At 67.5% G+C, this 23,294-nt stretch carries 26 protein-coding genes and 1 pseudogene; 16 read left to right on the top strand and 11 right to left on the bottom strand.

The genetic code is table 11. The annotated features are described in order from the left end of the window. Window positions 1–120: 120 nt before the first annotated feature. Entirely contained in the window at window positions 121–801 is a 681-nt protein-coding gene (locus ACMV5O_RS07780) for an SDR family oxidoreductase (protein WP_416162925.1), read from the top strand. 21 nt (window positions 802–822) lie between these two features. Here the strand turns inward: ACMV5O_RS07780 and ACMV5O_RS07775 are convergent, their stop codons facing one another. Beyond that, a complete protein-coding gene (locus tag ACMV5O_RS07775) occupies window positions 823–1,473 on the bottom strand; it encodes a hypothetical protein (RefSeq protein ID WP_416162924.1) in 651 nt (216 codons plus the stop codon). 463 nt (window positions 1,474–1,936) lie between these two features. Between ACMV5O_RS07775 and ACMV5O_RS07770 the strand changes: the two genes are divergently transcribed. The 5 genes from ACMV5O_RS07770 to ACMV5O_RS07750 all read left to right on the top strand — a co-directional run bounded on the left by ACMV5O_RS07770 (window position 1,937) and on the right by ACMV5O_RS07750 (window position 6,025). Beyond that, complete coding sequence (locus ACMV5O_RS07770) at window positions 1,937–3,271, top strand: TrkH family potassium uptake protein (protein ID WP_416162923.1); 1,335 nt, start codon at window positions 1,937–1,939, stop codon at window positions 3,269–3,271. A 40-nt stretch (window positions 3,272–3,311) separates the two neighbouring features. Then, window positions 3,312–3,959, top strand: a complete 648-nt coding sequence (locus tag ACMV5O_RS07765) for a potassium channel family protein (protein ID WP_416162922.1) — start codon at window positions 3,312–3,314, stop codon at window positions 3,957–3,959. Between the two features lie 79 nt (window positions 3,960–4,038). Beyond that, window positions 4,039–4,260: a hypothetical protein gene (locus ACMV5O_RS07760; RefSeq protein WP_416162921.1), complete on the top strand. Its 222-nt coding sequence runs from the start codon at window positions 4,039–4,041 to the stop codon at window positions 4,258–4,260. Between the two features lie 379 nt (window positions 4,261–4,639). Beyond that, window positions 4,640–5,089, top strand: coding sequence for a DUF2703 domain-containing protein (locus ACMV5O_RS07755; RefSeq protein WP_416162920.1), 450 nt, complete (start codon window positions 4,640–4,642; stop codon window positions 5,087–5,089). A 183-nt stretch (window positions 5,090–5,272) separates the two neighbouring features. Continuing rightward, the gene (locus tag ACMV5O_RS07750; RefSeq protein ID WP_416162919.1) at window positions 5,273–6,025 is read left to right on the top strand and encodes an SDR family NAD(P)-dependent oxidoreductase; all 753 of its coding nucleotides are present in this window, start codon (window positions 5,273–5,275) and stop codon (window positions 6,023–6,025) included. Between the two features lie 428 nt (window positions 6,026–6,453). Here the strand turns inward: ACMV5O_RS07750 and ACMV5O_RS07745 are convergent, their stop codons facing one another. The 8 genes from ACMV5O_RS07745 to ACMV5O_RS07710 form a co-directional block, all read right to left on the bottom strand. After that, window positions 6,454–7,437: an MDR family oxidoreductase gene (locus ACMV5O_RS07745; protein WP_416162918.1), complete on the bottom strand. Its 984-nt coding sequence runs from the start codon at window positions 7,435–7,437 to the stop codon at window positions 6,454–6,456. A 49-nt stretch (window positions 7,438–7,486) separates the two neighbouring features. Continuing rightward, window positions 7,487–8,125, bottom strand: a complete 639-nt coding sequence (locus ACMV5O_RS07740) for a TetR/AcrR family transcriptional regulator (RefSeq protein WP_345793474.1) — start codon at window positions 8,123–8,125, stop codon at window positions 7,487–7,489. Between the two features lie 105 nt (window positions 8,126–8,230). After that, the gene (locus tag ACMV5O_RS07735) at window positions 8,231–8,560 is read right to left on the bottom strand and encodes an OmpA family protein (protein WP_416162917.1); all 330 of its coding nucleotides are present in this window, start codon (window positions 8,558–8,560) and stop codon (window positions 8,231–8,233) included. A 26-nt stretch (window positions 8,561–8,586) separates the two neighbouring features. Beyond that, complete coding sequence (hemW, locus tag ACMV5O_RS07730) at window positions 8,587–9,810, bottom strand: radical SAM family heme chaperone HemW (protein ID WP_416162916.1); 1,224 nt, start codon at window positions 9,808–9,810, stop codon at window positions 8,587–8,589. After that, window positions 9,807–10,412, bottom strand: coding sequence for an RdgB/HAM1 family non-canonical purine NTP pyrophosphatase (rdgB, locus tag ACMV5O_RS07725; protein ID WP_416162915.1), 606 nt, complete (start codon window positions 10,410–10,412; stop codon window positions 9,807–9,809). The genes hemW and rdgB overlap by 4 nt, the downstream gene beginning before the upstream one ends. Before the next feature lie 4 nt (window positions 10,413–10,416). Continuing rightward, window positions 10,417–11,136: a ribonuclease PH gene (rph, locus tag ACMV5O_RS07720; RefSeq protein ID WP_416162914.1), complete on the bottom strand. Its 720-nt coding sequence runs from the start codon at window positions 11,134–11,136 to the stop codon at window positions 10,417–10,419. An 8-nt stretch (window positions 11,137–11,144) separates the two neighbouring features. After that, entirely contained in the window at window positions 11,145–12,071 is a 927-nt protein-coding gene (locus tag ACMV5O_RS07715; RefSeq protein ID WP_416162913.1) for a PP2C family protein-serine/threonine phosphatase, read from the bottom strand. Between the two features lie 8 nt (window positions 12,072–12,079). Further along, window positions 12,080–13,030 (bottom strand): serine/threonine protein kinase, encoded by a 951-nt coding sequence (locus ACMV5O_RS07710; RefSeq protein WP_416162912.1) that lies wholly within the window; start codon window positions 13,028–13,030, stop codon window positions 12,080–12,082. A gap of 91 nt (window positions 13,031–13,121) precedes the next feature. On the opposite strand from ACMV5O_RS07710, the gene ACMV5O_RS07705 reads away from it, so the two are divergent. The 6 genes and pseudogenes from ACMV5O_RS07705 to ACMV5O_RS07680 all read left to right on the top strand — a co-directional run. Then, complete coding sequence (locus tag ACMV5O_RS07705) at window positions 13,122–13,988, top strand: YicC/YloC family endoribonuclease (protein WP_416162911.1); 867 nt, start codon at window positions 13,122–13,124, stop codon at window positions 13,986–13,988. A gap of 14 nt (window positions 13,989–14,002) precedes the next feature. Beyond that, window positions 14,003–14,617 carry a guanylate kinase gene (gene gmk / locus ACMV5O_RS07700; protein WP_416162910.1) on the top strand — a complete coding sequence of 205 codons (615 nt, stop codon included), beginning with the start codon at window positions 14,003–14,005 and terminating at the stop codon, window positions 14,615–14,617. 2 nt (window positions 14,618–14,619) lie between these two features. Further along, a complete protein-coding gene (gene rpoZ / locus ACMV5O_RS07695) occupies window positions 14,620–14,835 on the top strand; it encodes a DNA-directed RNA polymerase subunit omega (RefSeq protein WP_416162909.1) in 216 nt (71 codons plus the stop codon). Between the two features lie 21 nt (window positions 14,836–14,856). Further along, window positions 14,857–17,085, top strand: coding sequence for a RelA/SpoT family protein (locus ACMV5O_RS07690; RefSeq protein ID WP_416162908.1), 2,229 nt, complete (start codon window positions 14,857–14,859; stop codon window positions 17,083–17,085). 76 nt (window positions 17,086–17,161) lie between these two features. Further along, a complete protein-coding gene (locus ACMV5O_RS07685; protein WP_416162907.1) occupies window positions 17,162–17,350 on the top strand; it encodes a DUF3460 family protein in 189 nt (62 codons plus the stop codon). 55 nt (window positions 17,351–17,405) lie between these two features. Beyond that, window positions 17,406–17,873 (top strand): annotated as a pseudogene (locus tag ACMV5O_RS07680) (PolC-type DNA polymerase III); the annotation flags it as partial. Window positions 17,874–18,331: 458 nt separating this feature from the next. Here the strand turns inward: ACMV5O_RS07680 and ACMV5O_RS07675 are convergent. Beyond that, window positions 18,332–18,598, bottom strand: coding sequence for a MerR family transcriptional regulator (locus ACMV5O_RS07675; RefSeq protein WP_416162931.1), 267 nt, complete (start codon window positions 18,596–18,598; stop codon window positions 18,332–18,334). 234 nt (window positions 18,599–18,832) lie between these two features. Next, complete coding sequence (locus tag ACMV5O_RS07670) at window positions 18,833–19,531, bottom strand: Crp/Fnr family transcriptional regulator (RefSeq protein ID WP_416162906.1); 699 nt, start codon at window positions 19,529–19,531, stop codon at window positions 18,833–18,835. 254 nt (window positions 19,532–19,785) lie between these two features. On the opposite strand from ACMV5O_RS07670, the gene ACMV5O_RS07665 reads away from it, so the two are divergent. From ACMV5O_RS07665 to ACMV5O_RS07650, 4 genes are all read left to right on the top strand, one after another. Continuing rightward, window positions 19,786–21,732, top strand: a complete 1,947-nt coding sequence (locus ACMV5O_RS07665; RefSeq protein WP_416162905.1) for a HAMP domain-containing protein — start codon at window positions 19,786–19,788, stop codon at window positions 21,730–21,732. Further along, the gene (gene narL, locus ACMV5O_RS07660) at window positions 21,729–22,373 is read left to right on the top strand and encodes a two-component system response regulator NarL (RefSeq protein WP_416162904.1); all 645 of its coding nucleotides are present in this window, start codon (window positions 21,729–21,731) and stop codon (window positions 22,371–22,373) included. The genes ACMV5O_RS07665 and narL overlap by 4 nt, the downstream gene beginning before the upstream one ends. Window positions 22,374–22,520: 147 nt before the next feature. Further along, on the top strand, window positions 22,521–23,042 hold the full coding sequence (gene napF / locus ACMV5O_RS07655; protein WP_416162903.1) for a ferredoxin-type protein NapF: 522 nt from the start codon (window positions 22,521–22,523) through the stop codon (window positions 23,040–23,042). Beyond that, window positions 23,039–23,293 carry a chaperone NapD gene (locus tag ACMV5O_RS07650; RefSeq protein ID WP_416162902.1) on the top strand — a complete coding sequence of 85 codons (255 nt, stop codon included), beginning with the start codon at window positions 23,039–23,041 and terminating at the stop codon, window positions 23,291–23,293. The genes napF and ACMV5O_RS07650 overlap by 4 nt, the downstream gene beginning before the upstream one ends. Window position 23,294 lies beyond the last annotated feature (1 nt).

Here is a 23,294-nt window from a genome sequence, read left to right as displayed (position 1 = left end):
CGGGCGGAAGCGGCTCATGCTCTCAGGATCCGGGGGTGATGCGGTATTTTACAGGGAGTAGTCCGACAGGCTGCTAGGTTGATCCTGCAAGCTTCGTGGATCGATTGCGGGAGAACGATGATGGAAAAGGCATTGTCCGGCAGGCGGGTCCTGATCACCCAGGCGGACGCATTCATGGGGCCGGTGCTGTGCGAGGTCTTCGCCGAGCAGGGCGCGCAGGTGATCGCCAGCACCGATCCACTCGTCGCACCGGAGGCCGCCGAGCGCATCGTGCGCGCCGCCGGGCAGTTCGACGTGCTGGTGGCCAATCTGGCCCTCGGCGCGCCCACGACCCCGGCGGTCGAGGTCAGTGATGACGAATGGCGGGACGTGTTCGCCGCGCTGGTGGCCCCGCTGCCGCGCCTGGTGCGCGCCGCCGCGCCGGCCATGATCGCGCGCCGCGCGGGCAAGATCCTGCTGATGGGCAGCGCCTCGGCGCTGCGCGGCATGAAGCGCGCCTCCACCTACAGCGCCGCGCGCGGGGCGCAGCTGGCCTATGTGCAGGCGATCGGCGTTGAGCTGGCGCCGCACAACGTGCAGGTCAATGCCGTCGCCCAGAACTTCGTCGACAACCCGACCTACTTTCCGCCCGAGGTGCAGGCCAACCCGCGCTTCCAGGAGCGGCTCGCGCGCGAGGTGCCGCTGGGGCGGCTGGTCTCGGCGCGCGAGGATGCGCTGTTCGCAGCCTATCTGTGCAGTGCCGCGGCGGACTGCTTCGTCGGCCAGGTGTTTCCGGTTTGCGGCGGCTGGGTGGGGCGGTAGGCGAGACCACGCGCCGCTGCGCTAAACCGCGACGCCGCCGGGCGGCCAGTCGGGCAGCGCGGCAGGCAGCAGCGCGTGCAGGCCGTGGGTGAGCGTGCCCGCGCGCTCGAGTTCGCCCGCCACCCGCTCGACCGCGGCCCATACATCCGGCCGCTGCAAGGTGCGCACCGTCAGCGCCGCAACGTGGGCGAACGCGCCATACGCCGGCAGCAGCCAGGACAGATCCTCCGCCTGCCGCACTTCGCCGAACTCGCCCGTCGGGCTCAGGCGCACCGCCTCGCCCCTGAAGATCTGCTCGGCCGCCGGCCCGGCCATCAGGCCCACCATCTGCGCGCGGATCTCGCGCTGCTGGCGCGCGGAAAAACCTTCCACCTGCGCCCGGCCCTCGGGACGCTGCAGCAGCGACGGGTGGCCCTTGCCGTCCGGCTGCAGGCAGCCCTCGTTCATCAGCCAGCGCAGGAACTGCCTCGGCAGCACCAGGTCCGCCTTCTCGCACAGCCCCCAAAGGCCGGTGCACATCCGCCCATTGCGGATGTCGGTGCGCCAGGCCACGGCTCCTTCGTCGGCGACTGCGAGCCGATGGACCGACACGCCGCCGAGCGCGAACGCCACCGCGTGGCCGGCCTCGTGGATGCAGGTCGCGCGGCGCTGGGCGTGGGTCAGTGTGGTCATGCTTGTGTTCCATGCGCGATGCCGGAGGCCGCCAGGGAATCGCGGCGGCAGGGCGAGGCTTTGCACATCGTGCGGGTGCCCGGAAGCACGGGCGCGCCGGGTGGGGCAAGTAAGGTGATCTATATTCGGGCGAAGGATAAACGGAAGTGGGTGGGGGCGTTCAACGCGAACTCACACATTCGGCCACAAGCTGTCTCTCAATTCTCAAGCTCCGGTCGCCAGAACGGCAGCTTGGATCAAGAACTTGCCGGAGAGCCGATTCGCGTCGGGATGAGCAATGCGCAAGCCTGTCGCACGTACGAACTCAAGCAACCGAGAGCGCGGCCTACGCATCACCATCCACCGCTTCACGTTTGCCGGCACGAAGGTTCTGACCCGGGCAATTCACACCAGCCGGGCGTATGATTCGCACCCGATGTGCGCTGTTTTCCGCGCCGCAACATGACTCGAAGGATGGTGCGAATTGAAGATTCGCGAGGTCCAGCACCCGGCTCGTGTCGTTCCGCTCGCGTTCCTGATCACGATCCTGATCGGAACGGGGCTGCTCATGTTGCCGATCGCTCGCGCAGATGCCGTCGCCACGCCCTGGCTGACCGCACTGTTCACCTCGGTATCGGCGGTCTGCGTGACCGGCCTGGTGACCGTGGATACGGGCACCTACTGGTCGTCGTTCGGGCAGTGGGTGATCATGGCGCTGTTCCAGGTCGGCGGCTTCGGCATGATGACAGCCGCCACGCTGCTCGGGCTGATGGTCAACCACTCCTTGCGCTTGCGCACGCGGCTCACCGCGCAGGCCGAAACACACGCCGTCGGTATCGGCGACATCACCAGCGTGGCCAAGCTCGTGCTGGTCGTGACCCTGATCGTCGAGCTGTTTGCGGCGCTGACCTTGATGCTGCGTTTGCGCACCACTTACGAGCTGCCCTGGGCCGATGCCGCCTGGAGCGGACTCTTCCACGCCGTGTCCGCTTTCAACAATGCGGGATTCTCGATCCACGCAGACGGCCTCGTTCGCCATGCGACCGACGTCTTCATCCTCACCCCCATCATGCTGGCCATCGTGATCGGAGGCCTGGGCTTTCCCGTCCTGCATGACCTGCGCCGGAAGTTCGCCAGCCCGCACCGCTGGTCGGTGCACACCAAGCTGACGCTCCTGGGCACGGCCGTGCTGCTGGTGGGCGGCACGATCCTGCTGCTTGGCTTCGAGTGGTCCAATCCGCGCACGCTCGGTCCAATGGCCGCCGGGGAAAAGCTGCTGTCAGCGATCTTCGCGTCGGTGTCGGCACGCACGGCCGGATTCAATTCGATCGATATCGGCGGGCTGACGCATGAGAGCCTCGGGCTGCACTACTTCCTGATGTTCATTGGTGGCGGTAGTGCCGGCACGGCCGGTGGCGTCAAGGTGGGCACGGCGATGATCCTGGTGTTGCTGGTGATCGCCGAGATCCGGGGCCGTATGGACACGGAGGCCTTCGGCCGGCGTATCAGCCATTCGGCCCAGCGCCAGGCCATCACCGTGCTTGTCCTCAGCAGCGCCGTGATCGTGCTGGGCACGGTGTTCATCCTCCACACCACCGACATCGCCACCGATAGGGTCATCTTCGAGGTGGTCTCGGCCTTTGCAACAGTGGGCCTGTCCACCGGCATCACCGCCGAGTTGCCCGAATCCGCCCAGCTGATGCTGGTGTTGCTGATGTACGTCGGCCGGGTTGGAACGATCACGCTGGCGGCATCGCTCGCACTGGGCGAGCATCGCATGCCGTTCCGCTATCCAGAGGAGCATCCCGTTGTTGGCTAGGCTATTTACAGAGCAGTTCGCCTTCTCGAAGGGCGACAGTGTGGTCGTGATCGGCCTGGGGCGCTTTGGCGGCTCCGTGGCCAACTCCCTGATGCAACTCGGGCACGACGTGATGGGGATCGATCGTGATCCCGAGCCGGTGCATGCGTGGGCGGATCTGCTCACGCACGCGGTCCAGGCGGATTCGACCAACGCGATGACGATGCGCCAGCTCGGCGTGGCGGACTTCTCGCACGCCATCGTTGGCATCGGCGGCGATCTGGCCGCCAGCCTGATGACGGTGATGGCGCTGACCGAACTCGGAATCCGCGACATCTGGCTCAAGGCGATGACGCCCGAGCACGGCAAGATCGCCGAGCGCATCGGCGCGCATCACGTGGTCTACCCGGAGGCCGACATGGGGGAGCGCGTCGCCCACCTCATCAGCGGGCGAATGATGGACTACATTGAATTCGACGACGGCTTTGCGATCGCTAAGATACAGGCGCCGCCAGCCACGCACGACCTCTCGCTCGCCGAGTCCTTGGTGCGCGAGCGCTTCGGCGTCACGGTGGTGGGTATCAAGCGCGCGCACGAGGACTTTCAGCACGGCAAGCCGAGCAGTGTCGTGCTGCCCGGCGATCTGCTGATCGTCTCGGGGCCCACCAAGAAGGTGGAGGCGTTTGCAGCCAGTGGCCGCAAACGTTAACCGGCCACCCCGTTAAGGGCAGCCGACCCACAGTCAGACGGCCTTTCCATCGTGTCGTCTCCGAAAAGGCCACCGCGAAATGCTCAACTGGATCCTGAGTCAATTCAAGCGACAATCGGCTGAAGATCTCGAGCGGGCGCTAGAACTTGTCAAGGCTGCCGAGCGGGGAGGGGCACATGTGAGCCTATCGAACGCACGTGAGCTTGCGCGGGCGCTCGGGGTCGAAGTGGAGGTCCATGCAAGCGCCGATGAGGTTGTTCACGCCATCAGACGTTACCTCAGTCATCGCGGCGAGTTGTGAGTCTGGCGGTGCATGACGCTGAAGCGCCATTACGCCCTCTCTTGAAGGTCCTTTCCATTCAGAAACCCGCCGCTGCAGCATCGAGTTGACGAATGTCTCGTTCGGGGTCGGCTGCCGACTGCGATCCTTAAGACCCCCCGCGCACGCCGCCGTGTTCCACACATGAGGCGCGAGGCGATGGGGGGCAATTTGATGCCAGATCAGTCGCTCTATCGGCAGCCGAACAAGCAATATACGTCGCGACCGAAGCGCCAAGCCTTAGGCGCTCGAAGTCGCGCGACGCGGATAACATCGGCGGCCAGAGTTCCGCCAATGAACGGCTCCCTGCCTCCCGGTCGTCGCTCCCATAGCCGTCTGCCCAACGAGGATCCCGATCAACATGAAGACCCTGAGCATCCTTTGGCAGCGACTCGTGACGCCGGAAGGGGAGACCTGCGAGCGCTGCGGCGGCACGTACGACGCCATCGTCCAGGCGCTCCCCAAGCTTGAACAAGCGCTGCGCCCGCTTGGCATCGAGCCCGTCCTGGAAACGCGGGAGATCGCGCTCGACGCCTTCAAGTGCATGCCCTCGGAGTCGAATCGCATCTGGATCGGCGGCCGTTCGATCGAGGACTGGCTCAGCGCGACCGTCGGCAAGAGCACCTGCTGCGCGGCCTGTGGGGGCGCGGCGTGCCGGACATTGGAAGTGGGAGCGGAAACCTTCGAGGCGATTCCGGAAGCGCTGATCCTCAAGGCCGCGCTGCTTGCCGCGTCCGCCGCCCTGAGCCCTGCCAGTGACGCAGCGGCCGCGCCGGGTGGGTGCAAACCGGGGTGCTGCGGCGATGCCTGATCAGCAGACGCCCGACAAGCGACGGCCCGATCCGGTCGCCCGCTTTCTCTTTACCCTCATCAGCCTGAGGCTCGTGCCCTGAGCCTGCGGCGCCGGACCGTCTTGATCAGCGTCAACGAGAATTGCTTTCGTTTCAAACACGCTTCGACGACCCCGGGCTCGGGATCATTTCAGGAGCGAGACATGGCAAGAAAGCTTGAAGGCAAGGTCGCAGTCGTCACCGGCGCCAGCAGCGGGATCGGAAAATCGATCGTCCAGAAATACGTGGAAGAGGGCGCTCGGGTCGTCGCGTTCGCGCGCAATCTCGACGCGCTGAAGGCGCTGGAGGCGAGCTATCCCGGGCAGGTCACGGCGGTGGCGGGCGATGTGACGAACCCCGAAGACCTGAAGCGCCTGGTCGATGAAGCCGTGAGCGCCCATGGCGGCGTGGATATCGTCGTGCCGAACGCCGGCATTGCGCGCGTCGTGTCTTTCGAGGACAGCACGGCCGAAGCCTTCAACACCCAGTTCTCGGTCAATCTCTTCGGCGCGGCGGAAACCGCGCGCCTGTTCGTTCCGCACATTCGCAAGGGCGGATCGATCCAGTTCATCACCACCTTCCTCACCCAGGTCGGCTTCCCCGGTCTGGCCATCTACAGCGCCAGCAAGGCGGCGTTAAAGTCGCTCTCGCAGACTCTGGCCGCAGAGCTCGCGCCCCAGGGCATCCGGGTCAATTCCATCGCACCGGGCCCGATCGGCACGCCGCTGTGGGGAACGGTCGGACTGCCGCCCGAGATCCTGGCTGCGGTCGCGGAGAAGATCAATTCCCGGCTGATGCCCGGCGCATTCGGCCAGCCGGAGGATATTGCCGAGCTTTCGGTGTTCCTGGCCTCGGATGCTGCCAAGAACATCTTCGGGCAGGAGATCGTCGTGGATGGCGGCTATACCGTAGGGTGACGCGGTCGTGATCTCCCGCATCTGAGCCGCCCGCCGTTGGCGGCCTTTGCCGGCCGCCCGGCGGAGCGGGCAAGTGAAAGACCTGAGCCTGCATTTCGCGCGCGGTTGGGGCGGTTTCGTATTCTCCGTACCGCCCAGCCATCAGCTGAATCAGGGTGTCCAGTCGCGCAGTTCGCACACCGCCGTGTCGTCGGGTTGCATGACCTTGCCCCCGCCTGGTGACTTGCAGAGCCGTGTCGACTGTTCGTTGTGTTTGAATCGTCGCCTCTGCGGAATCCTTGCACTCGCCCGTCGGGGTTTCCAAGGCCCGCAATTACTGACCGAGATATGTCAGTGATTCTTCCCAGAACTGGTCGACCAGGCGCTGCTCCTCCGGTGAAAGGGGTGACCGGCCGCGCGAGACGGCCGGTCACCCTGGCTCACCTGGTTCAGCGATTGACGTCCACGATCACGCGGCCGCGGATCTCGCCATTGATCAGCTTCGATGCGGCAGGGATCGCCTCGGCCAACGAGATCTCGGTGCTGATCGTCTCGAGCTTGGCGATGTCGAGGTCGGCGCCGAGGCGACGCCAGGCTTCGAGGCGTTCGGCACGCGGACACATCACACTATCGATGCCGGCAAGCGTGACGCCGCGCAGGATGAAGGGCGCGACCGAGGCCGGAAAGTCCATTCCGCCGGCAAGCCCGCAAGCGGTGACGACGCCCCGGTACTTGGTCGTGGCGCAGACGTTCGCGAGGGTATGGCTACCGACGACATCGACCGCCCCCGCCCAGCGTTCCTTGCCAAGCGGCTTGCCCGGCGTCGCGAACTCCGCGCGACCGAGCACTTCGGAGGCGCCCAGGCGCTTGAGGTAGTCGGCCTCCTCGGTGCGACCGCTGACCGCGACGACGGTGTAGCCGAGCTTCGCCAGCACCGCGATCGACACGCTGCCGACCCCGCCTGCGGCGCCGGTGACGAGGATCTCGCCGTGGGCCGGGGTCACGCCATGGCGCTCCAGCGCGAGCACGCAGAGCATGGCGGTGTAGCCGGCGGTGCCGATCGCCATCGCCTGCCGGGGGGAGAACCGCTCGGGCAGCGGCACCAGCCAGTCGCCCTTGAGGCGCGCCTTCTGTGCGAGTCCGCCCCAATGTACTTCGCCGACGCCCCAGCCATTCAGCACCACCTGGTCGCCGGGCTTGTAGTCGGGGTGGCTGCTCGATTCGACGGCGCCCACGAGGTCGATGCCCGGAACCATCGGGAAGCGGCGAACCACAGGCCCCTTGCCGGTTATTGCAAGGCCGTCCTTGTAGTTGAGCGTCGAGTGGCTGACGCGAACCGTGACGTCGCCATCGGGCAACTGTGCCTCGTCGATGTCCTTGATGGCGGCACGGTAACCGGCGTCGTCCTTCTCAATCAGAATGCCCTTGAACATGCTTCGCTCCTCCTGTTTTAGACTGATCGTCTACTAAAAATGAAAAAAATTAGGCCTTCTTCAGCCCGGCGAAAAAACCGCGGGCAAAGAGCTCGAGGGCTTTGTCACTGCGTTCGAGCTTCGCCCGCAAGACCGCACCCTCCCAGCCGATCCAGAAAAAGACGGCCGCCTGCTCGCAGTCCACGGAACGGGGAATCTCTCCCTGCTGCTGTGCTGCTTCGAGGCAGCGCGCGAAGCGCTGCTCCCAGTCGTGAAACACCGCGTTGAGACGCGCCCGATAACTTTCCGGTAACGCGGCCATCTCCTGACCGAGGTTGCCGATCAGGCAGCCGCGGCGGAAATCGTGTCGCTTCATGCCTGCCCGGGCGTCTTCGACGAAGGCCCACAGGCGATCGAGCGGCCGCATCGACGCATCACCGAAGTGGCGCTCCAGCTTGTGGGCAAAGTAGCGCGCGTACCGCTCGATCAACTCTGCCCCGAAGGCTTCCTTGCTGTCGAAGTAGTGATAGAAGGAGCCCTTCGGCACGCCCACCCGCTTGAGCACCTCGTCGATTCCCGTGGACGAAAAGCCCTTCTCGGTCAGCGCCTCGAGCCCGGCACGCACCAGCAACTCCCGCGTTTCGAGGGATTGTTCGGGCCGCTTGGGGGGGCGGCCGCGTCGGCGAACAGGGGTTTGCTGTGCTTCCATGAAACAATATTAGACCGAGCGTCTAATTAAATGCAAGCAGTTCTTCGCCTTGCGAGGATCCCGATCAGGATGAAGGCTCCCCGAGCTCGGGCCGGTGCTGCGAACTTACTGCACCCGCACCTCGACCCGACGCGCTTCGGCGGCGTCGGCGCTGCCCAGGGTGACGGCCGGGCGGCGCATCAGCACGCGCTCGGCGGATACGCCGGCGGCGATCAGCGCCTGGCGCACCGACAGCGCGCGGTTCTTTGCGACCTCGGCGTTGACGGCCGCGCCGCCGGTTTCATCGTGATAGCCGGACAGCAGCGCGCTGGCCTGCGGTGCGGCGACGAGGGCGGCGGCCACGGTGGCGATCTGATCAGGCGCGGTATCCGGCGCTGCATGAGGGCAAGGCCAGCGAGCCTCGACCGCTGGCTGAGCGAGGCGGCCGCGCTTCATCCCCATGGTCGTGAGGGCCTGCACCCTCAATCCCGCAGGAACACCTGCAGCAGCTCATTCAGGAAGCGCCGCCCTCGCAGCGTCGGCCGTAGCTGGCCCTCGGCGGTCTCCAGCAGCCCCCGTTCGCGCGCCAGCGCCAGCTCGTCGCTGATGGCCTCGAGCGGCACGCCGGTGCGGGCCGCGAACAGCTTCGCCGGCACGCCCTCGGTGAGCCGCAGCGCGTTCATCATGAACTCGAAGGGCAGCTCCGCCACCGACACCTCGCGCGCCTCCTGGATGAAATCCCCGCGTGCCGCGCCTTCGAGGTAGCGCCCCGGGTGCTTGTGGCGCATCTCGCGGCGGATGCCCTCATGGCTGGAGAGCTTGCCGTGGGCACCGGGGCCGATGCCGAGGTAGTCGCCGAAGGTCCAGTAGTTGAGGTTGTGGCGGCTTTGCTCGTGCGGGCGGGCGAAGGCGGAGGTCTCGTAGTGCGCGAGGCCGGCCTCCGCCAGGCGGGCCTCGATCGCTTCCTGCATGTCGGCGGCGCTGTCGTCGTCGGGCAGCGGCGGCGGGTTGTGGGCGAAGGGGGTGTTGGGTTCGAGGGTGAGGTGGTAGCAGGACAGGTGCTGCACGCCGAAGCCGATCGCGGTCTCCAGGTCGGCGAGCGCCATGTCCGGGGTCTGGCCGGGCAGGGCGTACATCAGGTCGAGGTTCACGCGTTCGAAGTGGGTGCGCGCCGTGTCGATCGCGCGTCGCGCTTCGTCGCCACCGTGGATGCGGCCGATCCTGGCGAGCATCGCGTCGTCGAAGCTCTGGATGCCGAGCGACAGGCGATTGACGCCGGCGGCGCGGTAGTTGCGAAAGCGCGTTGCCTCGACCGTGCCGGGGTTGGCCTCGAGCGTCACTTCGGCGAGCGGGTCGAGCGGCAGCAGCATGCGGATGCCGGTGAGCAGGCCGTCCAGCGTGGTGGCCGACATCAGGCTGGGCGTGCCGCCGCCGATGAAGACGCTGTGCACCCGCCTGCCCCAGACCTGGGGCAGGGCATGCTGGAGGTCGGCGAGCACGGCCTCGAGCCAGGCCTGTTCGGGGATGCCGCCTTCGCGCGGGGCGTGCGAGTTGAAGTCGCAATAGGGGCACTTCTTCACGCACCAGGGGAAATGCACATACAGCGACAGCGGCGGCGGGGCCTCGAGCTGCGGGCGCTCGGGCAGCGGCAGGGGCTTTGCCGGGGCCGTGACCGGGCTCAGCGGGATGATGCGGCGGTTACTCACAGCGGGTGGTACTTGAGGCGGTCGAGCAGATGGCGCATGGCGGCGCCGCGGTGGCTCAGCGTGTTCTTGAGCGCGCCGTCGAGCTCGGCGGCGGTCTGCTCGAGCTCGGGCAGCCAGAACAGCGGGTCATAGCCGAAGCCGCCCTCGCCGCGCGCGGCGGTGAGGATCTCGCCGTGCCATTCGCCGTCGGCGATCAGCGGGCGCGGGTCTTCGGCGTGACGCACCAGCACCACGGCCGAATAAAAGTAGGCGGCACGCTGCGCGGGCTCGCTGAGATGGGCGAGCTTTTCCAGCAGCAGGGCGTTGTTGCGCGCATCCGACTTGGGCTCGCCGGCGAAGCGGGCCGAGATCACCCCCGGCATGCCGTCGAGCGCCTCGACGCACAGGCCGGAGTCGTCCGCGACCGCCGGCAGGCCGGTGGCGGCTGCGGCATGGCGGGCCTTGGCGAGCGCGTTCTCGACGAAGGTGGGGTGCGGCTCCTCGGCTTCGCCGACGCCGAACACCGATTGCGGCACCACCTCGATGCCGAGTGGGGCGAGCAGGGCCTGCATCTCGGCGGCCTTCTTGGCGTTGTTGCTGGCGAGGACGAGTCGTTTGCTCATTTTTTCAGCCTCCATGGATGGCTGCGCGCTGCAGTTCGAACAGCTGGCGGCCGCCGAGTTCGGCGAGGTCGAGCAGCGCGTTGAGCTCGGCGCGCGAGAAGGCGGCGCCTTCGGCCGTGCCCTGGACCTCGATCAGGCCCCCGCCCTCGGTCATCACCACGTTCATGTCGGTGTCGCAGTCGGCGTCCTCGGCGTAGTCGAGGTCGAGCACCGGCACCCCTTGGTAGATGCCCACCGAGACGGCGGCGACGAGCTCGCGCATCGGGTTGTGGGCGAGCTTGCCGGCGGCGACCAGGCCGACGAGCGCGTCATGCACCGCGACACAGGCGCCGGTGACGGCGGCGGTGCGGGTGCCGCCGTCGGCCTGCAGCACGTCGCAGTCGATCACGATCTGGCGCTCGCCGAGCGCGGCGAGGTCGACCACCGCGCGCAGGCTGCGCCCGATCAGGCGCTGGATCTCCTGGGTGCGGCCGCTCTGCTTGCCCTTGGCCGCCTCGCGCGCGCTGCGGGTGTGGGTGGCGCGCGGCAGCATGCCGTACTCGGCGGTGAGCCAGCCCTGGCCCTTGCCGCGCAGGAAGCCGGGCACGTTGTCTTCCACACTGGCGGTGCACAGCACGCGGGTGTCGCCGAATTCGACCAGCACCGAGCCTTCGGCGTGGCGGGTGAAGCCGCGCTCGAGGCGGACGGGGCGGAGTTCTGCGGGCTGGCGTTGGCTGGGTCGCATGGGGTTTCCTATCGCGTGTCGAATTTCTGGATGGCGGCGTTGATCTCGCGGATGGCGCGCTCGATCTCGTCCTCGTTCAGGTCGCCCGGGGCGCCGCCGCCGGCGCCCATGCTCGACACGTCGAGCCGGGTGGTGAAGTCGTCCAGCGCCATGGTGCGGGTGGAGATGGCGTCCACCGTGGCGGCGCCGGCGCTGGTCTCGTCGTGCCAGCACATCGCCACCATCGACAGGTTGTCGGCGCTCGCGCCGGCGGCGCGCTCGGCCTGGTCCATCAACAGCGGCACGCGGCGGTTGAGCGGTCCGCCGCTGAGGCCGGCCACCAGCTGATCGTCGCCGATGGGGCCCCACACGCCGTCGCTGCACAGGGCGAGGATGTCGCCATCGCGCAGCGGCGTGCGCGGCGAGTGTTCGATCTGCGGCGAGTGGTTGCCGCCGAGGCAGGAGTAGAGCCGGTTGCGGCCGGGGTGCTCGGCCGCCTCGTCGGCCTGCAGCAGACCCTGGTCGATCAGCAACTGGGTGCGCGAGTGGTCGCGTGTGCGGGTGACGAGGTGGCCGCGGCGCAGCAGGTAGAGGCGCGAATCGCCTGCGTGCGCCCAGTAGGCCGCGCCGCCCTGCACGATGCAGGCGATGAGGGTGGTGCGCGGGGCCTCGGGCAACTGGCGGTCGAGGGCGTCGTCGAGGATGGCGTGATGGGCGGCGCTGAGGGCCCGCGACAGGAACAGGGACGGATCGTCCAGGGCAGGGCGGGCCTCGCGCTGGAAGGCCTGCGTGATGTGCTGGGCGGCGACGTGGGCGGCGAGCTCGCCGTGCAGGTGGCCGCCCATGCCGTCGGCGACCAGCATCAGCAGGGCGTCGCGCGAGTAGCAATGGACGATGCGGTCCTGGTTGCTCTTGCGCTTGCCGGTGCGGCTTTCCTGATAGATCGTGAAACGCATGCTGTGCCTCATCCACTCCGCCCGATGAAGGATCTGAGCCGGCTGCCGAGATCGGAGAACCAGTGCGCAGCGGGCGGTGCGCCGGGTTCACGCTGGATCAGGGCCTTCTGCAGGCTGTACACGCTCTGCGGCCGGGCGAGGGGATCGAGCTGCAGGCACCAGTCCACCAGCTCGAGCAGTTGCGGGGCGTAGCGGTCGGCGTGCGTCCTTGCCAGCGGCAGCAGGCTGTCCTTGACGCTGCGCTCGTCGGCGCGCGGGGGCGCGCTGCCGGTGATGCTCGCGTACAGGCTGGCGCCGACGCTGTAGATGTCGGTCCACGGTCCGAGGTTGTCGCGCTTGTCGTACTGTTCCGGCGAGGCATAGCCCGGGGTGTACATCGGCTTGAGCACCGGCTGGTCGGACAGCAGCGTCTGGCGCGCGGCGCCGAAATCGAGCAGCACCGGCGTGCCATCCATGCGCAGGTAGATGTTCGAGGGCTTGATGTCGAGGTGCAGCAGCTTGTGTGCATGCACTTCGCGCAGGCCATTGAGCATGCGGGCGAAGACGGCGCGGATGAACATCTCCTTGAGCTGGCCGCGGTGGCGCTGGATGTAGTCGTGCAGGGTGCGGCCGCGTTCGAACTGCATCACCATATAGACAGTGCCGTTGGCGCGGAAGAAGTTGAGCACCCGCACCACGTTCGGGTGCATCAGCTTGGCGAGCGCGCGGCCCTCCTCGAAGAAGCACTTCATGCCATAGCGGAAGGCGGGGCGGTGCTCGTCGCTCACCTGCGGCTCGGTCTCGCCGTCCTTGCGCAGCGCGAGCGAGTTCGGCAGGTACTCCTTGATCGCCACCGGCACGCCCGCCTCGTCGTAGGCCAGATACACGATCGAGAAGCCGCCGAGCGAGAGCTGCCGCTCGATGCGGTACTGATCGAGCTGGAAGCCCTGTGGCAGCGCGCAGTTGGCTTGAGACGGCATCTTCGTGGGCGCTAGAATCGGGCCTTCGCAGCTTCATTCCTGAATGGGACCCCGAGTGTAATCGATCGCGCAGGGTTCCCGGAGACTCCACATGATCCACAGCATGACGGGTTTCGCGGTCCAGACGCGAGACTTGGGCAGCGTCTGCCTTCACCTCGAACTGCGCAGCGTCAATTCGCGCTATCTCGACCTCGGTTTTCGCATTGTCGATGATCTGCGCGCGGCCGAGCCGGCGATTCGCGAGCGCCTGAGCGCGCGCCTGGGCCGTGGCAAGGTCGAATGCCGTCTCAACCTGCAGGCCGGCCATGGCGCGCCACGCAGCCTGGCGCTCAACGCCGCGCTGCTCGACCAGCTCGCCGATGCCCAGGCCAGCCTGCGCGCGCGCTTTGCCGATGCGGCGCCGCTGTCGGTCAATGAGCTGCTGCGCTGGCCGGGCATGCTCGCCGACGACAGCCTCGGCTTCGACGAGATGCTGCCGGTGATCATCGAGCTGACCAATGCCGCGCTCGACGAGCTTGTCGCCACCCGCCGCCGCGAAGGCGACAAGCTCGCCGACATGATCCGCGAGCGCGTCGCCCGCATGCGCGAGCTGGTCGCCATCGCCACGCCGCGCATGCCGGCGGTGGTCGCCGAGTACCAGGACCGCCTCACTGGCAAGCTGCGCGATGCCCTCGCCAGCCTGGACGAGGACCGCATCCGCCAGGAAGTCGCGCTCTACGCCCAGCGCATCGACGTGGCCGAGGAGCTCACCCGCCTCGTCACCCACCTCGACGAGGTCGAACGCATCCTCAAAGCCGGCGGCGCCGCCGGCAAGCGGCTCGACTTCCTGATGCAGGAGCTCAACCGCGAGGCCAACACCCTGGCCTCCAAGTCGCCGGCCACCGACATCACCAGCCTCGCGATGGAGATGAAGGTGCTGATCGAGCAGATGCGCGAGCAAGTGCAGAACATCGAGTAAGGAACGCGAGCCCCATGCCCGGAACCCTCTTCATCGTCACCGCGCCTTCGGGCGCGGGCAAGACGACCCTGGTGCGCGGCCTGCTGCAGCGTGATCCGCGCGTGCAGTTGTCGATCTCCTACACCACCCGCGACCCGCGCCCCGGCGAGCAGGACGGCCGTGAATACCACTTCGTTGACGTCGCCGGCTTCCGCGCCCTGCGCGATCGCGGCGAGTTCCTCGAGTGGGCGGAGGTGCATGGCAACTATTACGCCACTTCCCGAGTCTGGCTGAAGGAGCAACTCGAAGCCGGTCGTGACACCTTGCTCGAGATCGACTGGCAGGGCGCGCAGCAGGTGCGCAAGCACTTCCCCGACGCGGTCGGCGTGTTCATCCTGCCGCCGTCGATGGACGCGCTGGAAGAGCGTCTGGTCGGGCGCGGCACCGACAGCGCCGAGGTGATCAATCGTCGCCTGCTGGGTGCGCGCGGGGAAATGCGGCATGTCGCCGAATTCGACTACGTTATAATCAACGACGAAATCGATGCCGCACTCGACGACCTGGTCGCCGTGGTGCGGGCTGCGCGTTTGCGCTACGCCAACCAGCACCAGCGGCATCCCGCATATTTCGCCTTTCTAGAACAGGATTGAACATGGCCCGCATCACCGTCGAAGACTGCCTGAAGAAGATTCCGAACCGCTTCCAGCTCACCCTGGCAGCAACCTATCGTGCCCGCCAGCTCACCATCGGCAGCACGCCGCAAATCGAACTCGAGCCGGGCGACAACGACAAGCCCACCGTGATCGCCCTGCGCGAAGTGGCGGCAGGCAAGGTCGGGCTCGAGATGCTCAACCGCGGCCAGGCCTGACCCCGGGGACGGGGGTGACGCATGCAAGCCAACGAGGTCGGCGCACCCCCTGACTCCGCGCAACCCCGACAAGAGGCGTTCAGCCCCCCGGTGTCGAGCGTGCTGTCGCTCGACTTCCAGCAGCTCAAGGCCAAGCTCGAGACTTATCTCAAGGCCGAGGACGTGGGCCGGGTCGAGGCCGCCTACCATTTCTCGGCCGACGCCCATGCCGGGCAGTTTCGCGTCAGCGGCGAGCCCTATGTCACCCATCCGGTGGCTGTGTGTTCGCTCGTCGCCGACTGGCATCTCGACCCCCAGGCCCTGATCGCCGCGCTCCTCCACGACGTGATGGAGGATACCCACATCACCAAGGCGGAGATCGCCGAGCGCTTCGGCAAGGTCTCCGCCGAGCTGGTCGATGGCCTGTCCAAGCTCGACAAGATCGAGTTCCGCTCGCAGGAAGAGGCCCAGGCCGAGAATTTCCGCAAGATGTTGCTGGCGATGGCGAGTGACTTGCGCGTCATCCTCATCAAGCTCGCCGACCGCCTGCACAACATGCGCACGCTGGACCACATGCGTCCGGCCAAGCGTCGCCGCATCGCCAACGAGACGCTCGAGATCTACGCCCCGATCGCCAACCGGCTCGGGCTCAACGACCTTTATCGCGAGCTGCAGGAGTTGTCCTTCCGCAACAAGTATCCGCTGCGCTTCGAGGTGCTGGCGAAGGCGATCCGCTCGGCGCGCGGCAACCGCCGCGAGGTCGTCGGCAAGATCCTCTCCAGCATCGAGGAGCGCCTGCCGCAGTGGGGCATCAGTGCCGAGGTGCAGGGACGCGAAAAGCACCTCTACGGCATCTACCGCAAGATGGTGGAAAAGCACCTGAGCTTTTCGCAGGTGCTCGACATCTACGGCTTTCGCGTCATCGTGCGCGACGTGCCGAGCTGCTATCTGGCGCTGGGCGCGCTGCACGCGATGTACAAGCCGGTGCCGGGCAAGTTCAAGGATTACCTGGCGATCCCCAAGGCCAACGGCTACCAGAGCCTGCACACCACGCTGATCGGCCCCTTCGGCATGCCGGTCGAGGTGCAGATCCGCACCCGCGAGATGCATCACATCGCCGAGACCGGCGTGGCCTCGCACTGGCTGTACAAGGAAGACGAGCGCACGCTGTCCGAACTGCAGCAGAAGACCCACTCCTGGCTGCAGTCGCTGCTCGAGCTGCAGTCCACCTCGGGCGAGGCCACCGAGTTCCTCGAGCACGTCAAGATCGACCTGTTCCCGGGCGAGGTGTATGTGTTCTCGCCCAAGGGCAAGATCTTCTCCATGCCCAAGGGCTCGACACCGGTGGATTTCGCGTACGCGGTGCATACCGACGTCGGCAATCGTTGCGTGGCCTGCCGCATCAACGGCGACCTGATGCCGCTGCGCAGCGAGCTGCGCAATGGCGACCAGGTCGAGATCATCACCGCCTCGCACTCCAACCCGAACCCGGCCTGGCTGTCCTACGCCCGCACCGGCAAGGCGCGCTCGCAGATCCGCCACTTCCTCAAGAACGCGCAGCAGGACGAGTCGGTGGCGCTGGGCGAGCGGTTGCTCAACCAGGCCCTGCGCCCGCACGGGCTGACCCTGGGGCAGATCTCGACCTTCGCCTGGGACCGCTTCCTGCGGGACCGCGGCGTGCGCAGCAAGAAGGACATCTTCTCCGACCTCGGGCTGGGCAAGCGCCTGCCGGTCATCGTCGCGCGCCGCCTGGCCGAGGCGCAGGACCTCGAGTCCGGCCGCCCCGACGTGGTCAAGCCCAAGCCGGCCGGGGCGATCACCATCCGCGGCTCGGAAGGCGTGGCGGTGCAGCTCGCGCGCTGCTGCCACCCGATTCCGGGCGACCCCATCATCGGCACCTTGCGCAAGGGCCAGGGGCTGGAAGTGCACACCCACGACTGCCCGGTGATGAGCAAGCTGCGTGGCGATCGCGGGCGCTGGGTCGACGTCGAGTGGGAGCATGTGGTCGACGATCGCCTGTTCGACGTCGGCATCCGCGTGCTCAGCCGCAACTCGCGCGGCGTGCTCGCGCGCGTGGCGAGCGCGATTGCCGAGGAGGACTGCAACATCCAGAGCGTGAGCATGGATGGGGGTCAGGGCGACTACACCGCGCTCAACTTCACCGTGCAGGTGCATGACCGCATGCACCTGGCGCGCGCGATGCGCGCCGTGCGCAGGGTGCAGGACGTGGTGCGCATCGGCCGCGTGAAGGGCGACGGCCGGGCGAGTTGATCCGAGCTGATCATGTGCGGCGCTGGTAGAATGCGCGCGGTCTGAAGCGTTCACCACATTCCAACTGGGGCCCGACATGGCGATGTACGAATCCGAACACACGAAGTTCATGCGTGAATGGCTGGAAAAGCACCCCGAGGAGCGCGTCGAGCAGCAAAAGGGACGCGCCCTATGGTGGGACAAGCCGCAAAGCCTGAGCGAGCAGCAGCAGCGCGCGCAGGCCAGCGTGCCGGTCAAGCCCTACTACTACGACGCCAATCACTGAGTCGTGGCGTCCTGATCGCCTTGCCCGCGGCCCATCGCGCACGGACGCGCCGGGCATGAGCCTGCCCCGGCGTCTCGCCTTCATCGATGTCGAGAGCACCGGCGCGCATCCGGTGCGCGACCGCATTACCGAGATCGCCATCCTGCGGGTCGAGGATGGCGAGATCGTGGCGAGCTGGGAGAGCCTGGTCGCCCCCGGTCAGCCCATTCCGCCGCTGATCCGCGAGGTCACCGGCATCTCCGACGAGATGGTGGCCGATGCGCCGCCCTTCGACGCGCTGGCCGATACCGTCGCCGCGCTGCTTGCCGACTGCGTCTTCGTCGCCCATAGCGCGCGCTTCGATTTCGGCTTCATCAAGAACGCCTTCGCCCGCATCGGGCGCGAGTTCGACGCTCCGGTGCTGTGCACCGTGAAGCTGTCGCGCGCCTTGTTCCCCGAACATCACCGCCATGGCCTGGATGCCCTGATCGAGCGCCATGCGCTGGTGTGCGACGCCCGCCATCGCGCCATGGGCGATGTGCAGGCCTTGTGGCAGTTCGTCCAGGGGGTGCAGGGCGTCTTCACCCCCGAGGTGCTCGCTCGTGCGGTCGAGCGCGCGATGAAGGCGCCGGTGCAGCCGCCGGGTCTGCCCGAAGGCACGCTCGAGGCCCTGCCCGACGTGCCCGGGCTGTACTTCTTCCTGGCCGAGTCCGAACCGCCGGCCGAGGGCCGCGAGGAACGTCCCTTGTTCATCGGTCGGGCGCAGAGCCTGCGCGCACGCGTCAAGGAGCACTTCGGCGCGCATGCGCGCAAGGGGCGCGATGCCGAACTCCTTACCCGCACCCGGCGCGTCGAATGGATCGAGACCGCGGGCGAGCTCGAGACCTCGTTGCGCGAGGCTGAACTGCTGCGCCGTTTCCGTCCGCCCTACAACCGTCCGCAGGAGGCGAGCGCCGACGTGTTTGCGCTGCGCCTGCTGCGTGGGCGCAAGCGGGCGCCGATCTATGCGTGCGTGCCGATCGCCGGCACCGATCCGGCGGCGTGGGACGGTCTGCATGGCGTGTTTCGCAATCGCCGCGAGGCCGACAATCTGCTGCGCGAAATGGCCCTGCTGTATCGCCTGTGCCCGCGCCGCCTCGGGCTGGAGCCGGGCGCCACCGGGCCCTGTTCAGCCCATCTGGCCAAGCGCTGTGCCGGCGTGTGCGCGCGGCGCGAGACGGCGGCCGAGCATGATGCGCGGCTTGAGTCGGCGCTTGCCGGGGTCGGCATCAAGCCATGGCCGTGGGCGGGGCCGGTGTTGGTCCATGAGCAGCAGGCCGACGGCGCACGGCAGGCGTTTCACCTCTTCGACCGCTGGTGCCATCTGGGCAGTGCCGAAGCCGCCGGCGGTCTGCCGGCGCCGCTCGCGGCCGTGCCGCGGGCCTTTGATGTCGATGTGTGGCGTATCCTCGGGCGCTGGCTGGCCGTGCCTGCCCACCTTGCCCAGGTCGAGCCGCTGGCGGCTCAGTGAGCGGCACAGCTGCGCAGTTCGGACACCTTGTTGAGCACCATGCCGCGCCGGCCGCGGGGCTGGATCATGCCTTCGCGAGCGAGCTGCGACAGGATGCGCGACAGGGTCTCGGGGGTCAGATTGAGCTGGGCGGCGATCGTCTGCTTGTCGATCTCGAGGCGGATTTCGCAATGCTCGGCATCTTCCGGTGCGAGCCGGGTCAGATAGTGGGCGACGCGCTGGGTGCCGCTCATCTGTAACTGGACCTGCATCGTCGACAGCAGGTCGTAGCTGGCCATCGCCAGACGCATCACCATGGAGACCGAGAACGGCGTCGAACTCACCATCGCCTCGCGCAGCGCGGCGGTCGGCACCAGCAGCAGTTCGCTCGCCGTCATCGCCTGGGCGTTGACGATGTGCGGGCGGTTCAACAGGGCCGCGTCCTCGCCGAAGAAGCTACCGCCTTCGGCCAGGCTGACGATCTTCTCGCCGCCGGAGGGTGACAGCACGAAGCATTTGACCCGCCCCTCGAGCACCAGGTAGATGCCGCGCGGGCAGTCGTCCTGCTGCAACAGCAGTTCGCCGCGGGCGGCATGGATCGGTCTGGCGCTGGCCTGTATGCGCGCACGTTCGGCTTCGTCGAGCATGTTGAAGGGCGCAAAGCGGGACAGCATGGTGCTGGTTTCGACGACGGCGGGCTTGCTGCGGTTCATGCGGATCTCCAGCGGGCGCTAAGCAGGGCGGTCGGACTATAGACTAGCCGCTGGTGTGCCGTTTGAATGACGGCGAGTTCAATCCGGCGCCGCAGGCAGTGATGGAGACTACCTCTAAAGAGGTAGTCGGGAACTTTCTTAACATATTGATAATAAGTATAAATAATGAAAGTGAAGGATCCGGCGAGGGGAAAACGGAGTGAAGGGAGTATGTCCACGTTGTCGCTGGGCAGAGGCCTGAAAGGAGGCTCGTGATGCGAATCGCCATTCCTCGTCCGCTGGTGCGGCGTTCGATCATGCTGCTGGTTTCGGTGGCGATGCTGGCGCTGACCCTGATCAGCCTGGCCGGTATGAGCGCGTCGGTGCTGGTGGTAGAAAGCACGCGTGGCAGTGCGAGCGCGATCAATGTCGCCGGCAGTCTGCGGCGCTACACCCACCGCGTCGCCAACCTGATCGCGGTCGATGCCTTGAACGGCCGTGTCGAGTCCGCGCGGGTGGCGGCGGCGGTGCGGGAGTTCGAGACGCAGCTCGAGCATCCGGCGCTGCTACGCTTCATCGATCGCGCACCCGGCGAGCTGTTCGCCGCGACCCACCGGGGCGTGCAGGCGTCCTGGACGGTGAACCTGAAGCCGCGTATCGCCGCGCTCGGCAGCCAGTCGTCGCCGCCGCCGATCGAGGAGGTGGAGGCGCTGCTCGAGGAAGTGGACGCCTTCGTCGAGCAGCTCAACACCCTGGTGGCCGTCCTCGAGCGCGACACCGAGCAGCGCATTCACGATTTGCGCTTCATCCTCGCGGCGGCGATGGCCGTCATCGTGCTTGTGGTCCTCGTTGCCCTTCTCATGCTGCATCGGGCGCTGCTCAAGCCGCTACGGGGGCTCCTCGACGCGGCGCGCCGCATTGCGGGAGGGGACTTCGGCGTGCGCGTCGGCTACACCGGCGAGGACGAGCTGGGTCGCGTCGGCGGCGCCTTCAACCGCATGGCTGACGAGCTTGCCCGGCACTATCACACGCTGGAGCAGCGCGTGGCCGGCAAGACGGCCGAGCTGCAGCGCAGCAACCGCTCGCTTGAGTTGCTCTATCACGCCATCGCGCGGCTGTACCAGACGCCTACCGCCGCCGAGGCCTACGAGGCGACCTTGCGCGACATCGACCGCGTGGCCGGCCTGGATGGCAGCTTCGTCTGCATCGAGCCGCGCCACGGCGGCCCGGCCACGGTGATCGCCTCCTCGATGGGGCCGTGCCCGGATCGCGCGCAGCGCGGGGAGGCGGCCTGCGAAGCCTGCCGCGCGGCGTCGGAGGGGGACGCGCTGGCGCTGCACAATCCTGCGCTGCTGCGTTTTCCGCTGCGTGATCGCGAGCACCATTACGGCATGCTGCGCCTGTCCCTGCCCGACGGTGGACGCCTGGAAGACTGGCAGCGCCAGTTGGTCGAGGCCTTGTCGCGGCATATCGGCATGGCGCTCGGCGCCAGTCGGCGCAGCGATCAGGAGCGCCTGCTCGCCCTGCAGGAAGAGCGCTCGGTGATTGCCCGCGAGCTGCACGATTCGCTCGCCCAGGCGCTGTCCTACATGAAGATCCAGGTCAGCCTGCTGCAGGCGGTGTTGGCCGATCCGGTACGCAAGGCCGAGGCCGAGCCCATCCTCGCCGACCTGCGCGAGGGCATCAATGCTGCCTACCGTCAGCTGCGCGAACTGCTGGTGTCCTTCCGCCTCGGTCTGTCGGGAGACCTCGCGACCCTGCTCGAGGACGCGGTGCGCGAATATGGCTCGCGCGGTGGCGTCGAGGTGGCGCTCGAGGTCGGGCTGGGCAACTGTGCGCTCAGTGCCAACCAGGAAGTGAACGTCTTGCAGATCGCGCGCGAGGCCTTGTCGAACATGGTCCGCCATGCCCGTGCGCAGCGGGCGCGGGTGGCCCTGCATGGGGGCGCGGACGGCAGCGTGACCTTGACCATCGAGGACGACGGCGTGGGCATCGGCGAGCCGCCGGCGGATGCGCACAACCACCACGGGCTTGCGATCATGCGCGAGCGCGCGCGCAGCATGGGGGGCAGCATCACGTTCGCGGCGGACCCCGCCGGCGGCACCTGCGTGCGTGTGTTGTTCCGCGCTGCGGGCAGCATTCCGGCAGCGCCGCCAGCAGCGGGTCTGGCCCCGACGCCGACGCCGACCCTGACCCCTGCCACTGGAGATTCGAGCGCATGAGCGAACGCCTGTCCGTCATCATCGTCGATGACCACCCCCTGTTCCGCAAGGGCTTGAGCCAACTGCTGCAGACGATCCCGGGCTTTCGCCTCGTCGGCGAGGCGGCAGGCGGCGCGGAGGGGCTGGAGCTCGCGCGCCAGTTGCACCCCGAGCTGATCCTGCTCGACCTCAACATGCGCGACATGAGCGGACTGGAGGTGCTGCGCGGCCTGCGCGCGGCCCGCATCGACAGCCGCGTGGTGATGGTGACGGTGTCCGATGCGGGCGCCGATGTCGTCGCCGCACTACGCGGCGGCGCGGACGGCTACCTGCTCAAGGACATGGAGCCCGAGGCCATGCTCGAGGCCTTGCGCGACGTGGCGGCCGGGCGCGTGGTCATCCCGCCGCAGCTCAACCACCTGCTGGCCGCAGCCTTGCGCGGCGAGTCGAGGCCGCAGTCGGTGGGGGCGGCAGGGCTGACCGAGCAGGAGGTCCGCATCCTCGAGAAGATCGCCGAAGGCCTGTCGAACAAGCAGATCGGCCGCGAGCTCGACATCGCCGAGGGCACGGTCAAGGTGCATGTGAAGCACCTGCTGCGCAAGCTCGACCTGCGCTCGCGCGTCGAGGCCGCGGTGTGGGCGGTGGAGCACATGCGCGGTTGAGGGCGCATGCAGGTTCCCGACCACGGCGCGGCGGCCGGCAGAGCTCGGGAACCTGTGAAAGTGAGGGGGGTTCTCAAGTTGACTCTGGTCAACGACCCGGGTGTGGGAAGGGTCTCTAATCTCTTCCCAATTGGAGCCTGAAAGCACGTGGAATCCGCCCCCATTTCCCGCCGGAGCTTCCTGCGGGGTCGACTGCGCAAGCTTGCGCCGGCGCAACGCCCGCCTTGGGCGCTGGTCGAGGAGGATTTCATCGCCCGCTGCACGCGTTGCGAGGCCTGTGTCGAAGCCTGTCCCACCGGCATCCTGGTGCGCGCCGAAGGGGGTTATCCGGCGGTCGACTTCTCCCTGGGCGAGTGCACCTTCTGTGCAGAATGCGTGAGCCGCTGCGAGCCGCGTGCACTGCAGCGCGCGAGTGCGTCTTCCGTGCCCTGGGCGCTGCGGGCGGCGATTGGCGATGCCTGTCTGGCCGAGCGGGGCATCGAGTGCCGGGTGTGCGGCGAGTCCTGCCCGACGGGTGCGATCCGGTTTCGGCTGCAGGCCGGCGGCGTGGCCCAGCCCGCACTGGATGTGGCCGCTTGCACGGGCTGCGGTGCCTGTTACGCGCCCTGCCCGACGCGGGCGATTGCGCTTCAGGCCAACTTCGACATTCCCACGGAGAGCGAACAATGAACATAGCCAGTCTGGTCGTGCGGGCCTTTCCCGCGGATTTTCCCGTGGTGATCGAGGCCTTGCAGCGCATCCCGGGCGTGGAACTGCATGGCTCCTCGCCCGAGCAGGGCAACATCGTCATCACCATCGAGGACGGCGAGGGCTGGACGGTCACCGACTCCATCCTGGCCGTGAATCTGGCGCCCAAGGTGCAGGGGCTGACGATCGCTTACGAATACACCGATGACGGTCTCGAATTACAGGAGGCATGAA

The organism is Thauera sp. WH-1 (assembly GCF_047806685.1).
Taxonomy (GTDB): Bacteria; Pseudomonadota; Gammaproteobacteria; order Burkholderiales; family Rhodocyclaceae; genus Thauera.
Note: the sequence above shows the minus strand (reverse complement) of the source record. Positions and strands in the feature narration are given on the sequence as shown.

What these genes read in the sequence shown, in the direction of transcription:
- ACMV5O_RS07780 (WP_416162925.1), top strand. Translation starts at nt 121, where the DNA reads ATGGAAAAGGCATTGTCCGGCAGGCGGGTCCTGATCACCCAGGCGGAC.
- ACMV5O_RS07775 (WP_416162924.1), bottom strand. Translation starts at nt 1,473, where the DNA reads ATGACCACACTGACCCACGCCCAGCGCCGCGCGACCTGCATCCACGAG.
- ACMV5O_RS07760 (WP_416162921.1), top strand. Translation starts at nt 4,039, where the DNA reads ATGCTCAACTGGATCCTGAGTCAATTCAAGCGACAATCGGCTGAAGAT.
- ACMV5O_RS07755 (WP_416162920.1), top strand. Translation starts at nt 4,640, where the DNA reads ATGAAGACCCTGAGCATCCTTTGGCAGCGACTCGTGACGCCGGAAGGG.
- ACMV5O_RS07750 (WP_416162919.1), top strand. Translation starts at nt 5,273, where the DNA reads ATGGCAAGAAAGCTTGAAGGCAAGGTCGCAGTCGTCACCGGCGCCAGC.
- ACMV5O_RS07745 (WP_416162918.1), bottom strand. Translation starts at nt 7,437, where the DNA reads ATGTTCAAGGGCATTCTGATTGAGAAGGACGACGCCGGTTACCGTGCC.
- ACMV5O_RS07740 (WP_345793474.1), bottom strand. Translation starts at nt 8,125, where the DNA reads ATGGAAGCACAGCAAACCCCTGTTCGCCGACGCGGCCGCCCCCCCAAG.
- ACMV5O_RS07735 (WP_416162917.1), bottom strand. Translation starts at nt 8,560, where the DNA reads ATGAAGCGCGGCCGCCTCGCTCAGCCAGCGGTCGAGGCTCGCTGGCCT.
- rdgB (WP_416162915.1), bottom strand. Translation starts at nt 10,412, where the DNA reads ATGAGCAAACGACTCGTCCTCGCCAGCAACAACGCCAAGAAGGCCGCC.
- rph (WP_416162914.1), bottom strand. Translation starts at nt 11,136, where the DNA reads ATGCGACCCAGCCAACGCCAGCCCGCAGAACTCCGCCCCGTCCGCCTC.
- ACMV5O_RS07715 (WP_416162913.1), bottom strand. Translation starts at nt 12,071, where the DNA reads ATGCGTTTCACGATCTATCAGGAAAGCCGCACCGGCAAGCGCAAGAGC.
- ACMV5O_RS07710 (WP_416162912.1), bottom strand. Translation starts at nt 13,030, where the DNA reads ATGCCGTCTCAAGCCAACTGCGCGCTGCCACAGGGCTTCCAGCTCGAT.
- ACMV5O_RS07705 (WP_416162911.1), top strand. Translation starts at nt 13,122, where the DNA reads ATGATCCACAGCATGACGGGTTTCGCGGTCCAGACGCGAGACTTGGGC.
- gmk (WP_416162910.1), top strand. Translation starts at nt 14,003, where the DNA reads ATGCCCGGAACCCTCTTCATCGTCACCGCGCCTTCGGGCGCGGGCAAG.
- rpoZ (WP_416162909.1), top strand. Translation starts at nt 14,620, where the DNA reads ATGGCCCGCATCACCGTCGAAGACTGCCTGAAGAAGATTCCGAACCGC.
- ACMV5O_RS07690 (WP_416162908.1), top strand. Translation starts at nt 14,857, where the DNA reads ATGCAAGCCAACGAGGTCGGCGCACCCCCTGACTCCGCGCAACCCCGA.
- ACMV5O_RS07685 (WP_416162907.1), top strand. Translation starts at nt 17,162, where the DNA reads ATGGCGATGTACGAATCCGAACACACGAAGTTCATGCGTGAATGGCTG.
- ACMV5O_RS07675 (WP_416162931.1), bottom strand. Translation starts at nt 18,598, where the DNA reads ATGCCGACCCCGGCAAGCGCCGACTCAAGCCGCGCATCATGCTCGGCC.
- ACMV5O_RS07670 (WP_416162906.1), bottom strand. Translation starts at nt 19,531, where the DNA reads ATGAACCGCAGCAAGCCCGCCGTCGTCGAAACCAGCACCATGCTGTCC.
- ACMV5O_RS07665 (WP_416162905.1), top strand. Translation starts at nt 19,786, where the DNA reads ATGCGAATCGCCATTCCTCGTCCGCTGGTGCGGCGTTCGATCATGCTG.
- narL (WP_416162904.1), top strand. Translation starts at nt 21,729, where the DNA reads ATGAGCGAACGCCTGTCCGTCATCATCGTCGATGACCACCCCCTGTTC.
- ACMV5O_RS07650 (WP_416162902.1), top strand. Translation starts at nt 23,039, where the DNA reads ATGAACATAGCCAGTCTGGTCGTGCGGGCCTTTCCCGCGGATTTTCCC.